The following is a 12,143-nucleotide window of genomic DNA, read 5'->3' as shown; positions in this document are numbered from 1 at the left end:
GCAACCTATGTTAAAAGGTTGCACTCATTTTTACTGCCGTTTAATATCCTTCACCAATTCCTTAAAGGCTCTACCGCTAGAATCTCGCATAGCTTGGTGGAAGCTATCTTGTGTGATGGCCTTTAAGCCAATGTAGTAGCTATCTCGGTCTGCCCAATCAATAAGAACAAGGCCTTTATCTAATTCTGGATGGAACTGTTGTAGGGTGCCATCAAGGATATAGATACCGTCGTTGTCTTTAAAAATAAGGGAACAGGTTATAAACCATTTGCCTAAACGATCTTTTTTCAAAGAAACACCGACACCTAGTTGCTTCATCATTTCCGTAGCAAAACCATATTCACTTAAATGAAGTTGAACTTGACGTAAGCTTTCTTCTACCCAAATAGCAGCTTTACCCGTTAATTCCTTGCTATAGCGTTCAGGAGAAAGGGGCTCAAGGTAACTACCAAAAATATGAAAGGGATTGGTGTATTTACTTAAGTAGTCTAGGGGTTCAATTTGCTCGATGACTGCTTCAACAGTAGGAACTTGAACAGGGAAGCTAGGTTCAAATAATTCGACTTCACCTTCAGACTCTAAAAACAAATCAACATCACTTTGTCTAAACCGATATTGCCCTGTGCGTCCGCGTGTTTTGATAGCTTGAAGACGACCATCACGTAACATATTACGAACGGTATTAGGATGAATATGTAATCGTTCAGCAACCTCATTTGTCGATAGTAGACGATCTTGTTTATGCTCCATTTTATCACCTCTATTATCATTCTTGTTGTAATTATATAACAAATGATAACAATCAGCAACATGGGGTTGATTTTATTCTTTATCAGTATGTTCCCTAATTAGCTTAACTAATGTTTGCCAGTCTGTTGAAACGGTCTCTTTTAAAGAGCGCTTATATAAAACAGCGGCTGGGTGATAGATAGGAAAAATTAAATAACTCTCTTCAGTTTTTTCATAGCGAGAACGATCATCAGAAATCTTATAAATAGGGCTCTCTAATAATTGACCATGATAAGTTGAAATAGTATAGGCATTTCCGAGAAGACGTTGGAGGGCAATGTTGCCCATGGGCGCAATAATTTTGGGCTGTATGGTTTGGATTTCATAATCTAGTAAGGGAGCTGACGCTTTTACTTCTGCTTTCGTAGGAGTACGGTTTGGGTAACTATTAATCGTTTTTCCTGTTTTATCAACCTTACTTTTTATTTTAAACGGGCGACTTCGCACCGAACTCGTAATGTAAATATCCGATCGACTGAGATTAACCTGTTTCAATTCCATATCCAACTCTTTTCCCGCTTGACCGCTAAAGGGGATGCGACTAATAAGTTCTGTTTGACCAGGAGCTTCACCGACTAACATGGCGACCGCATCAAGAGGTCCTTTTCCTCCTAAGAAGCCTTCCAATTGAAATGACTTCGTTTTTTCGCTGACTTCGTTAAGCAAATCTTGTGGGTATTCCATAAAGATGTCGCCTCCTTTTGTTAATCTTATGATAAAATTTGAAGTAACATTTAGCAAACAATACGAAAAAGGGGGCATTAACGATGACCGACTGGGACTGGCCAGTTCTGATTAAGAAACAGCTGAAAACGATTAGCCCAACGACAGAACTCAATCAAAATTATATTTATGCCTATGCTGATCCAACGATGATGGTATCTATCGCTTACGGCAAATTGGCTGTATTAGCCATGAACCACATGATTGTTATTTTTGATCACCATCAACTCGTTCTATTAGAAATCCGTTTAGATGGCAGCTTATCAGGGGAAGTAGCTCTTATTCCCTACAGTGATATAAAAGAAACTAAATTAAAGAAAAAATGGTCACATGATAAACTCATCATAGCCTTAAAAGGGGAGTTGAATCCTCTTGTTTTAAAAATCAATCACAAACCGAACGTTGAAACCAAATTAGGCATGACTTGGCAAATGGATCACCTAGATTACTTGAAAAACACAAACTGGAATAATCTAATCAAAAAGACTGATTGAACCATCACGCGTTCAATCAGTCTTTTTTAGTTGACTAGGGGATTATAAGTTCAGCCATCAATGTCTAGCTCCCAAGTCCTGACCTAGTGAAAAAAAGATAAATTTGCCCCATTGCGCGCTTCGCTGCTCGCTAACGCATATCATTCGACTAACCCGCTGAAGCGTGAAGTCTCCTGACAATTCAGGGTCAAATTTCCTATTTTTTCATAGGCCAAGGCGGACTTGTGCGCTTTTCTTATATTATAAAGTTGAAAACGCTTACTAATTCTGATACATTAAAGATAGATTAAAAAAGGAGCGATTATATGACACAAACCGTTTATACGAACTATTGGCAAGGCAGATACAACGACATTCGAAAAGAACACGGTAGCTATTTGACTGAAGAAGAAGCGATTGACGGCATTAAAGCGTGGTGGGAATTGCATAAAGAAAAGCATGCTAATGTTAATTATAATCGCACTAATTCGGGCGCTTTAGAAATTACTTATGGGAATCATGATTATGTGTATCGGATTGAGAAACGAACAATTTCTGAAAAGTTACCATCCCGTTCTTATCGTTTAAAAAAAGCTGGAGAAATTCAATCTTTACGATCAAAATATATGATAGATGAAGAGTTTTACTTGTTTGATGAGCTAGCAGAGCCGTTTCGGGATCGACTAGTCTTAGCAATGGCAGATGTCCAACGAGCAAGAAGCTTCCTTTACGATAGTGAAGGGCGCCTCATTCGTGAACTAGGAAGTAAACCGAATCGACATTTGTCAGGTGCTCTATCTTAAGAATAAACATCCTCTTAAAGGCGAATCAGCTAATAAGGGGATGTTTCAATTTGTGCTAAAAAATGATACGAATTTGGCCGAATCAGCTCTTTTTTATTCAATAAAACATAAGAGGTCACGATTAAAACGTTTTAATTCCGATTATTAGAAAAATCAAATAATATAATTCTGGTATAAGAATTACATCTTTGATATTCTTATTTTATAACACTTGTTTAAAACTGTATTTTAGTAAAAGTAATGATATTCATTTACCAAACAAGGATTTGTTAAAATATATTATGAGAATAATGGAGGCTGTCCTATGATAGAAGTTATCGATTTAAAGAAAGTTTTCGATAATGGATTTGAAGCGTTAAAGTCTGTTAATTTTACGATAGAAAAAGGTGATTTAGTCTGCTTACTAGGCCCGAGTGGCTGTGGGAAATCAACGATATTGAACCTAATCGCAGGTTTACTTAGTCCAACAGACGGGGATATCCGTTTTGCAGACCAGTCTGTTGTCAAAACAGAACCAAAAGATCGAAACATCGGTTTTGTTTTCCAAAACTATGCGCTTTATCCGCACATGACTGTTTTAGAAAACATTATGTTTCCATTAACAGTAGGACAAAAGAAAATTTCTAAAGAAGAAGCAAAAGTAACTGCTGAAAAATTTATGAAATTGACGAACATTGAAGAGCTGCACAATAAAAAGCCAGGCACATTATCAGGTGGACAACAACAACGTGTAGCGATTACGCGTGCCTTAGTTCAAAACCCTGAGGTATTATTGCTGGATGAGCCATTGAGTAACTTGGATGCTCGTTTACGATTGAAGATTCGTGAAGAAATCAGACGTTTAGTGAAGGAAGTGGGCATTACAACGATATTCGTAACCCATGACCAAGAAGAGGCTCTCTCAATCAGTGACAAGATTATTCTTCTAAATGAAGGTGTTATTCAACAAAATGATGATCCTCAAAACTTATATTTAGAACCCGCTAACTTATTTGTAGCGAAATTTATAGGAAACCCAATTATTAATACGATTCCAGTAACCGTTAAAGACGGTCAGGTCGTCAATGACCAGTTCCAATTCCCAGTTAGTCAATTTTCAGCTAGTCGCTTTAAAGAAGCGTTAGTAGACGGCGATTATGTATTAGGAATTCGTCCAGAAGATCTGTTAGTAACAGAGGCTGAAGGTCTATTTACGACAGAACTAACCAACGTGGAATTAATCGGGAGAGAAAGAATTCTAAACTTCCAACTTGGTTTAGATCGAATGAAATCAATTGTTAGCATTGAAGAAGAATTAGAAGAAGGAACTTCAGTGTCATTTGATTTGAATTATTCGAAAGCCTTTATCTTTAAGAAAACGGGAGAGCGTATCTATTAATGTTTAAACGAGGCTATAATCCTGAAAATCAGCTTAAAGCGTGGTTATTCCTTCTACCAGCTTTAGCAGTTATTATGTTATTTAGTATTTATCCCTTATTCCGTTCATTTTTTATGAGTTTCCAAAAAGGAACGTTGGTTAATCCGCAGTACGCCGGTTTAGAAAATTATCAACGTGTCTTAACAGATCCTGTTTTTTACAGGGCTTTAGGTAATACTGGGCTGTTCGCCTTTACTGTTGTTCCAATTGGCTTACTATTGTCACTGATTGTGGCATGGATTATTTTTGAAAAAGTAAAACATAAATCTTTTTTTGAAACAATCTTCTTTCTTCCATATGTAACAAGTACGATTGCAATTGGGATTGTTTTCCGTTATTTCTTTAATGGGTCATATGGAATTGTCAATTATGTTTTGGGATTATTTGGTATCCCAGGTTTGAATTGGCTAGATGATGTTAGCCTTAGTATGCCAACATTAATTATTTTTGGTGTTTGGACGAGTTTAGCCTTCAATATCATTATTCTACTAGCAGGCCTACGTAATATTGATGAAGAGCACTATAAAATTGCGAAGATGTTTGGTGCTGATAATTGGGAGATTTTCAGACGCATTACCTTTCCGCAACTTGTTCCAACCATTACCTTCTTATTAACGGTAAACTTGATATCATCATTTAAAGTATATACGCAAGTTTATGCCTTATTTAATGGACAACCCGGGATTGCTAAAAGTGCGACAACGGCTGTCTTCTATATTTATGATAAATTCCATATTGCAGGTCGTCCTGGCTTAGCAATGGCGGCGACGGTTATCTTATTCCTTCTTATTTTATTAGTGACCTTTATTCAGAATCAACTATTAAAGAGAGTGGGGAGATAAGCATGAAACATGTCGCAACAGTTATATCAATGACATTCTTAGCTATCATGGCAGTCATTACCGTCTTTCCATTTATTTACATGATGCTAGCTGGCTTAATGACTTATAGTGAAGCAACAAGTATTCCGCCAACCATTATTCCAGAAACCTTCCAGTGGGGAAACTACTTAGAAGTATTTGAAACGGCACCTTTTGTTCGCTATTTCTTCAATACAGTTTTTGTTTCATCAGTGACGACTGTCGCAACAGTCTTCACATCTATTCTGGCGGCATTTGCCCTAACTAGTTTAGAGTTTAAATTCAAAAAAGTTGTAATGGGAATCATGATTTCATTACTAATGGTTCCTTATGAATCCATTATTTTTACAAACTACAATACTATTTCTAGAATGGGATTATTGAACTCCTATTCGGCATTAATCATTCCGTTCTTAACAAGTATTTTCTATATTTACTATTTATACGGCTACTTGCAAAGTATCTCGAGTACCTTCTACAAAGCAGCTAAAATTGATGGCGCATCTGATATTGAGTACATTACTCGCATATTAGTACCAATGTCGAAACCAGCCTTAGTGACGGTTGGGATTTTAACCTTTATTTCAAGCTGGAACTCATTCTTGTGGCCGTTACTCGTAACCAACGAGAAAAAATTCCGACTATTGAATAACGGACTGTCTGCCTTCACAACTGAAAGTGGAAGTGCTGTGCACTTGCAAATGGCTGCAGCGACCTTAACAGTCATTCCAATCTTGATTATTTATTTAATTTTCAGAAAAGAAATTATGCAAGGAGTGGCGAAAAATGGTATCAAAGGATAAAACAACGGTTAGCTTTCACAGTGGGATTTTGACCATTGGGGGAACGGTAATCGAAGTGTCCTATAAAGATTCACATATTTTCTTTGACTTTGGAACGGAATATCGTCCAGAGTTAGGTCTAACTGAGGAAAGCTTAGAAACATTGCTGAGCAATCGCTTGGTACCTGAACTGAAAGGCTTATATGACCACCGATTAGGCTATGTCTATAAGGGCGAAGATGAAAAAGAATATGCTCATACGGCTGTTTTCTTATCACATGCCCACTTAGATCACTCTAAGATGATTAATTATCTTGATCCAAGTGTTCCGTTATATACGATGAAGGAAACAAAAGCAATTTTGAATTCATTAAATCGTAATGGTGACTTTTTAATTCCGTCGCCATTTGAAGAAAAAGGCTTTACTCGCGAGATGATCGGTCTTAATAATCATGATGTTATCCAAATCGGTGACATTAGCGTCGAAATTGTTGCTGTTGACCATGATGCTTATGGCGCTGCTGCATTACTTATTCGTACGCCAGATCAATTCATTGTTTATTCAGGCGATCTACGTTTGCATGGCTACGATAGAGACAAGACAGAAACGTTCTGCAAGCTAGCAAAACATACGGACCTATTGATGATGGAAGGTGTTAGCATTAGTTTCCCAGAACGTGAACCAGATCCTAAACAGATTAAAGTATCAACTGAACAGGAGCTTATTCAAAAATTTGTTCAATTGATGACTGATTATCCAAAACGCCAGATGACCTTTAATGGTTATCCCGCTAATATCCTACGCTTTATTAAATTAATTGAATTCTCGCCACGTACAGTTGTGTTGGAAGCTAATATGGCTGCCTTACTCAAAGAAGTACGAGATATAAATGTCCGCTATTACTATGCGGAAAGTGATACAATCATTCAAGCATTGGATCCATCGCTTGAATTACCTTACGAAGTTTTAATTAACGATGAGACAGAGTATTTGTGGCAAGTCGTTAATAAATTTGAAAACTTACAAGGAGGAGGCCTATACGTTCATAGTGATGCGCAGCCATTGGGTGATTACGATCCTCAATATGCCGTGTTCTTAAACACTTTGGAAGAAGCAAATGTAGAATTTGTTCGTCTTTCATTAACAGGACATGCTTTTGAAGATGATTTAAACGCAATCATTCAAATGATTGAACCAAAGCTATTGGTTCCTATCCATACGTTAAAACCAGAAAAACTGGAAAATCCGTATGGTGACAGAATTCTGCCGAACCGCGGCGATCAAATTATTTTATAATAGAGATAAGATAAGGGGAGAGTATACAGATGAAGATCAATAAATTGGCAACAAAACTGTTTTTAGCAACAACAGCTCTAGTGCTTGGTGCATGTGGAGGAAGCAATGGAGAAGAGACAGCAAACAACGATGAAATCGTAACAGAGTTGCCAGAGGAGACAACTGTAACATTTTGGCATGCAATGAACAATGCGCAAGAAGAAGCATTAATTAAATTAACAGATGACTTTATGGCTGAAAACGAAAATATTAAAATCGAATTGCAAAACCAATCATCATACGGTGATATGCAAGCGAAAATTAATTCGACTTTGCCATCTCCTAAAGATCTACCTACAATTACTCAAGCATACCCAGGTTGGCTTTGGAATGCAGCACAAGATGAGATGCTTGTAGATTTACAACCGTATATGGATGACGCAACAATTGGTTGGGGAGACCAAGAAGAAATTATCCCATCATTATTAGAAGGTGCAACAATCAATGACACGCTATATGGTATTCCTTTCAACAAATCAACAGAAATGTTGTTCTACAACGTTGATATGTTAGAAGAATACGGTGTTGATGTACCAACGAACTTCGATGAATTAAAAGAAGCATCTCAAACAATCTATGACAAATCAAATGGTTCAGTTGTTGGGGTTGGATTCGACTCATTAAATAACTACTATGCGATTGGTATGAAAAATAAAGGTGTTTCATTTAATAAAGACATTGCCTTAGACAGTGAAGAGTCTAAAGAAGTGATTAACTACTATGCAGATGGTGTTCGTGATGGCTACTTCCGTATTGCTGGGTCTGATGGTTATATGTCAGGTCCGTTTGCAAACGAACAAGTTGCAATGTTTATCGGCTCAATTGCTGGTGAAGGATATGTTAAAGCAGATACAGAAGGCAAATTTGATTATGACGTAGCAGCTCGTCCAGAAGCAATTAACTTGCAACAAGGAACAGACATTTACATGTTCAACAGCGCGACTGCAGAGGAACGTACAGCAGCATTTACTTATATGAAGTTCTTGGCTGAAGCTGAAAATCAATTGTATTGGGCCAACATGACAGGTTACATGCCAATTCTTGAATCAGTTGTAAACAGCGATGAATACAAAAATTCAACAGAAACAAAAGTACCTGCTCATTTGTCAGAAGCAACAAAAGAATTGTTCGCTATTCCAGTTGAAGAAAATGCTGATCCAGCATACAACGAAATGCGCGCAATTATGGAAAATATCTTAGTTAATACTGATAAAGATATTGATGAATTAATCCAAAATTCTATTCCACAATTAGAAGACGTTTGGAATCAATAAGATAAACGAACCGAGATCGTACACTGTACGCTCTCGGTTTTTTTGTCGCTTAATATATGGATATCGTTAACTCTTTTTTTCGATTACTGGTAAAGTTAAATTAACACAGTTTTAAAGGAGGAAAGGGTTATGAAAAATAAATTGCTTGTATTGGCTTGTATCAGTTTGCTAGCAGGGTGTGGCTCTAAAGGTGCAGAAGAGGAGACTGCACAGAGCTCACAAGTTTCATTTGAAGAGAGTGTGAGTGAGTTATCATCGGTAGAGTCAAGTTCTGATGAACCTGTCATTTCTGAATCCAATACTCATATTTTCGACTTGTTGGTTGACGAGACAACATTTTTAAATGAGTATGGCTATCAAGCTTGGTTAGATTATAGCCGCATTACAGCAGCATATAAATTGGATGATGGCACAACAACAGGAAGCACCAGCGCTGAAATCGATGATATGTTAGACGGCAGTATTGAGAAAGTAGAAACCGTTATTAGTGAAAATGAAAAAATTATTCTCTATCGTTATCCTGATGTAGAAGGCGGAGAATATAGCGAAGTATCTTCTTTCTTAGCGGAACTGAGTTTTTATTTTATTAACGATTCGCTTGTTTTTTCATCGGTGACTCCTGGGCTTTATCAATTATATATTGACCAAGCACAGCCCTACGAAGTATTAGGTAACTTATATACTGTTGATGAATTGAAACAAACGAACGCTCAAATTTTAACGATTGCAGAAAGTATGGTTAACGGTGAACTACTTCGTCAAATTATGGTGCCGGGTCAAGAAGTTGAAGGTCAGCAACACACAGGACTGAATGCTGTTTATTTCTTTGTATCTGGAACAGATATCATCCAATATGCCTACGTGCCCTTTGAAAATGTCTCACAGGATTTCCCTACCGGCTCAATTTTAACGTATAATAGTTATATCAACCATATTTCTAATCAATAGTGAAAAGTAGGTGGCAAAATGGATAAAAAATGGCAGTGTCTGCTTATTTTCTTTTCAGCGTTTATGCTGAATATGATGTCAACAGCAGAAGCATCGGCAGAAAATCGTTTGTTAGATTTACGTATTGATATTCAGTTAAATGAAGATGGTTCGGTGGATGTTACTGAGTATCGACAAACCGATATGGACGAAGGTACGGAACTTTATATCGTGATGGATAATTTACAAGAATCAGAATTGCTTGATTTTTATGTAACAGGATTTGATGAGAATACTGACTGGGACTCTTCAGATTCCCAAGCTGAAAAAAGTGGACAATACGGTATCATCGAAACATCAGATGGCTTAGAACTCGTATGGGGAATTGGTGACTACGGTCAAAATAACTATGAGGTGCATTATAGTCTATCAGATGTTGTCAGACAGTTAGAAGATGGTCAATCTTTACTTTGGAACTTTGATACGTTTTCTGATATTCCAGCCGAGCAATTAGTCATTGAATTGTCTGGACCGCAACCCTTTAGTCAAGAAAATACGAAGCTATGGGGATTTGGTTTTAATGGCGATATGACGATTGAAAATGGCAAGATTGTTTGGTTAGCCAATGAGCAAGTCGGCAACCGACAAAATGCCATTGTTCTTTTACAATTTCAAGATGGGATGTTTAATCCACAAGTGACAGAAGCGATGACATTAGCTGAGCAAGAAGAAATGGCAAAGGAAGGTTCAGCATATAATGTCGAAAATATAAGTCAGAGCAATGATAAAATTGCATTTGGAATAATAGGAACCATGTTGGCGGGTGGTGCGATAACGATAGGTGTCATTTTTAGACATATCTTTAAAGTGAAAAAAATAAAAGAAGAAGCAGGAGATATGCTATCTGGTTCAAAACGTATTCAGAAAAATAGCGGCCTTCTTTATGATAAGGTTCCGTTCGAAGACCGTGATTATCCTGGGCTGGCGTATTTACTTAATCAGTTTGCAACAGGTTATTTTGAAAATTATTTTTCAGTCTTTTTACTAGAGTGGGTAATAGAGGGTAAAATTGATATGGTTACTCGTGAGGAAAAAGGTGTGTTTAAAGATAAAGTAAAAACGGATATTGTTATACACGATTTTGAAGAAGCTCGAAAAAAAGAAGGTCGTAGCTTTGCATCATTCGTTGATGACATTATGGCAGATCCATCTAAAGAACGTTACGAAACAGGTATGTGGCTAATGTTATTAGAAGCTGCAGATCAAACCGGTTTAGTTAGAGATACAGCTATTCAAAGATGGGCAAATGATAATGCTAGCGATGTAGAAACCTTTGCGGACTTCTTAACTGACTATTCGATGCATTATCTTGAAGAACAGTCTCTCATTCAATTTGATGAAGTTCAAGCAGGTAGGTCACGGATACCTATCGCAATTGCTAGTCCAGAAGGTGATCTATTATTTGATCAATTGATTCAATTCTACAACTACTTAAGTCAAACTAAGTTAGATAAGTTGGAACAGGTGAATGTATCAATGGACGATTACTTAATTTGGAATAGTTTGTATAATAAGAATGATGAGCTGACTAAAGAATTCAAAAACTTTGTTCCCAAACCATCAGAGTCGTATAATCATGACAGTTACGATCATTATTATTGGTATTGGTATGGTACAAGAGGATTTAATCAATCTTGGTCACAAGGCTTATCAAGCGGTGGCTTCCACTCCAGTCAATCAACTGACTATGGTGGTGGCGGTTCAACTTCAATCGGCGGCGGAGGCGGCGCTGGTGGAGGTGGCGGCGGTGGAGCACGCTAAGTTTAAATAACAGTAAGGGTGATTTTATGCATTCCGAATTATTAGCCAAGCATGGTTTAACACATTTTATTACAGGTTCTGATTATAACTTCCGCTATCAAACAGTAGGGGGAAATATTAAGAAAGAACTTGAACGAGCATTAGCTCATCATCATCTATCCATTAATCAACTCTATATGAATACTTATTACAATATGAAGGGTGTTGGCGCAAATGGTGGATTTGATTTAACAATCTGCTATGCTCATCCAAGCTAAAGTCATTAAAATAGCAGCTATAGAACTAAAGTGTTCGGTAGCTGCTATTATTTATTTTTTAAAGTTTGTTTTTGACAAGCAAAACAAAAGGTGGTATTATTATTTCGAAATCGAAATAATTGACATAGATAGGAGGGAACGATATGTCGAATCGTACAACTAATTCTTTGAAAGCATTAACAGTATTAATGCGGTCGTCCCAACATGTTCAAGAAAGTATCAAACGTAGTATCTCTAACTTTGGTTTAAATCCTTCTGAATTTGGTGTACTTGAGTTATTATACCATAAAGGTGAGCAACCGATCCAAAATATTGGAAAAAAAATATTGCTAGCAAGTAGCAGTTTAACTTATGTGATTGATAAACTAGAATCAAAAGGCTTGGTGTCTAGAAAACCGTGTGAAACAGATCGCCGCGTTATTTTTACTTCTATTACAGAAGATGGTCGCAAATTAATGGATGAGATTTTTCCATTGAATGAGAAAGATATTGAAAAGATCTTCCAAGCGCTTGAACCAAGTGAATTAGAGCAATATGTCGAACTTGTAAAAAAAGTAGGCATTCATGCAGAAACTCTAAATAAGAATAAATAATTTTTAAAAACCTCAGGTGGATTGCCTGAGGTTTTTAAATTATATGGTAAAATGGAAGTTATAAACCTTTAAAGTTTAACTTAAACGA

General features: G+C 36.9%; 13 protein-coding genes. 11 read left to right on the top strand and 2 right to left on the bottom strand.

Going from position 1 to position 12,143, the window contains the following annotated elements:
- Positions 1-30 precede the first annotated feature (30 nt).
- A complete protein-coding gene (locus tag G7057_RS00195) occupies positions 31-750 on the bottom strand; it encodes a helix-turn-helix domain-containing protein (RefSeq protein ID WP_166160504.1) in 720 nt (239 codons plus the stop codon).
- 72 nt (positions 751-822) lie between these two features.
- The gene (locus G7057_RS00190; RefSeq protein ID WP_166160503.1) at positions 823-1,473 is read right to left on the bottom strand and encodes a uracil-DNA glycosylase; all 651 of its coding nucleotides are present in this window, start codon (positions 1,471-1,473) and stop codon (positions 823-825) included.
- Positions 1,474-1,556: 83 nt separating this feature from the next.
- Here G7057_RS00190 and G7057_RS00185 point away from each other — a divergent pair, with 83 nt between their 5' ends.
- The 11 genes from G7057_RS00185 to G7057_RS00135 all read left to right on the top strand — a co-directional run bounded on the left by G7057_RS00185 (position 1,557) and on the right by G7057_RS00135 (position 12,055).
- Complete coding sequence (locus G7057_RS00185; protein WP_166160502.1) at positions 1,557-2,006, top strand: hypothetical protein; 450 nt, start codon at positions 1,557-1,559, stop codon at positions 2,004-2,006.
- A gap of 305 nt (positions 2,007-2,311) precedes the next feature.
- Positions 2,312-2,788 carry a hypothetical protein gene (locus G7057_RS00180; protein ID WP_076765742.1) on the top strand — a complete coding sequence of 159 codons (477 nt, stop codon included), beginning with the start codon at positions 2,312-2,314 and terminating at the stop codon, positions 2,786-2,788.
- A gap of 304 nt (positions 2,789-3,092) precedes the next feature.
- Positions 3,093-4,166 (top strand): ABC transporter ATP-binding protein, encoded by a 1,074-nt coding sequence (locus G7057_RS00175; RefSeq protein WP_166160501.1) that lies wholly within the window; start codon positions 3,093-3,095, stop codon positions 4,164-4,166.
- Positions 4,166-5,047: a carbohydrate ABC transporter permease gene (locus G7057_RS00170; protein ID WP_166160500.1), complete on the top strand. Its 882-nt coding sequence runs from the start codon at positions 4,166-4,168 to the stop codon at positions 5,045-5,047. The genes G7057_RS00175 and G7057_RS00170 overlap by 1 nt, the downstream gene beginning before the upstream one ends.
- A gap of 2 nt (positions 5,048-5,049) precedes the next feature.
- The gene (locus tag G7057_RS00165; protein WP_166160499.1) at positions 5,050-5,868 is read left to right on the top strand and encodes a carbohydrate ABC transporter permease; all 819 of its coding nucleotides are present in this window, start codon (positions 5,050-5,052) and stop codon (positions 5,866-5,868) included.
- On the top strand, positions 5,852-7,144 hold the full coding sequence (locus G7057_RS00160; RefSeq protein ID WP_166160498.1) for an MBL fold metallo-hydrolase: 1,293 nt from the start codon (positions 5,852-5,854) through the stop codon (positions 7,142-7,144). Before G7057_RS00165 ends, G7057_RS00160 begins: the two co-directional genes overlap by 17 nt.
- Before the next feature lie 29 nt (positions 7,145-7,173).
- Entirely contained in the window at positions 7,174-8,457 is a 1,284-nt protein-coding gene (locus tag G7057_RS00155) for an extracellular solute-binding protein (protein ID WP_076765752.1), read from the top strand.
- A gap of 129 nt (positions 8,458-8,586) precedes the next feature.
- Entirely contained in the window at positions 8,587-9,405 is an 819-nt protein-coding gene (locus G7057_RS00150; protein ID WP_166160497.1) for an LptM family lipoprotein, read from the top strand.
- Between the two features lie 18 nt (positions 9,406-9,423).
- Complete coding sequence (locus G7057_RS00145) at positions 9,424-11,205, top strand: DUF2207 domain-containing protein (protein ID WP_166160496.1); 1,782 nt, start codon at positions 9,424-9,426, stop codon at positions 11,203-11,205.
- A gap of 26 nt (positions 11,206-11,231) precedes the next feature.
- Positions 11,232-11,462: a hypothetical protein gene (locus G7057_RS00140; RefSeq protein WP_166160495.1), complete on the top strand. Its 231-nt coding sequence runs from the start codon at positions 11,232-11,234 to the stop codon at positions 11,460-11,462.
- A 143-nt stretch (positions 11,463-11,605) separates the two neighbouring features.
- Positions 11,606-12,055 carry a MarR family winged helix-turn-helix transcriptional regulator gene (locus G7057_RS00135; protein WP_076765762.1) on the top strand — a complete coding sequence of 150 codons (450 nt, stop codon included), beginning with the start codon at positions 11,606-11,608 and terminating at the stop codon, positions 12,053-12,055.
- Positions 12,056-12,143: the final 88 nt, after the last annotated feature.

The sequence above is a fragment of the Jeotgalibaca arthritidis genome (assembly GCF_011100465.1).
Classification (GTDB): domain Bacteria; phylum Bacillota; class Bacilli; order Lactobacillales; family Aerococcaceae; genus Jeotgalibaca; species Jeotgalibaca arthritidis.
This window is presented reverse-complemented; position numbering and strand designations above follow the sequence as displayed.

Excerpts from the sequence above, each read along its gene's own strand:
- G7057_RS00170 (WP_166160500.1), top strand. The coding sequence starts at position 4,166 with ATGTTTAAACGAGGCTATAATCCTGAAAATCAGCTTAAAGCGTGGTTA.
- G7057_RS00160 (WP_166160498.1), top strand. The coding sequence starts at position 5,852 with ATGGTATCAAAGGATAAAACAACGGTTAGCTTTCACAGTGGGATTTTG.
- G7057_RS00155 (WP_076765752.1), top strand. The coding sequence starts at position 7,174 with ATGAAGATCAATAAATTGGCAACAAAACTGTTTTTAGCAACAACAGCT.
- G7057_RS00185 (WP_166160502.1), top strand. The coding sequence starts at position 1,557 with ATGACCGACTGGGACTGGCCAGTTCTGATTAAGAAACAGCTGAAAACG.
- G7057_RS00195 (WP_166160504.1), bottom strand. The coding sequence starts at position 750 with ATGGAGCATAAACAAGATCGTCTACTATCGACAAATGAGGTTGCTGAA.
- G7057_RS00175 (WP_166160501.1), top strand. The coding sequence starts at position 3,093 with ATGATAGAAGTTATCGATTTAAAGAAAGTTTTCGATAATGGATTTGAA.
- G7057_RS00190 (WP_166160503.1), bottom strand. The coding sequence starts at position 1,473 with ATGGAATACCCACAAGATTTGCTTAACGAAGTCAGCGAAAAAACGAAG.
- G7057_RS00140 (WP_166160495.1), top strand. The coding sequence starts at position 11,232 with ATGCATTCCGAATTATTAGCCAAGCATGGTTTAACACATTTTATTACA.
- G7057_RS00145 (WP_166160496.1), top strand. The coding sequence starts at position 9,424 with ATGGATAAAAAATGGCAGTGTCTGCTTATTTTCTTTTCAGCGTTTATG.
- G7057_RS00180 (WP_076765742.1), top strand. The coding sequence starts at position 2,312 with ATGACACAAACCGTTTATACGAACTATTGGCAAGGCAGATACAACGAC.
- G7057_RS00150 (WP_166160497.1), top strand. The coding sequence starts at position 8,587 with ATGAAAAATAAATTGCTTGTATTGGCTTGTATCAGTTTGCTAGCAGGG.
- G7057_RS00135 (WP_076765762.1), top strand. The coding sequence starts at position 11,606 with ATGTCGAATCGTACAACTAATTCTTTGAAAGCATTAACAGTATTAATG.
- G7057_RS00165 (WP_166160499.1), top strand. The coding sequence starts at position 5,050 with ATGAAACATGTCGCAACAGTTATATCAATGACATTCTTAGCTATCATG.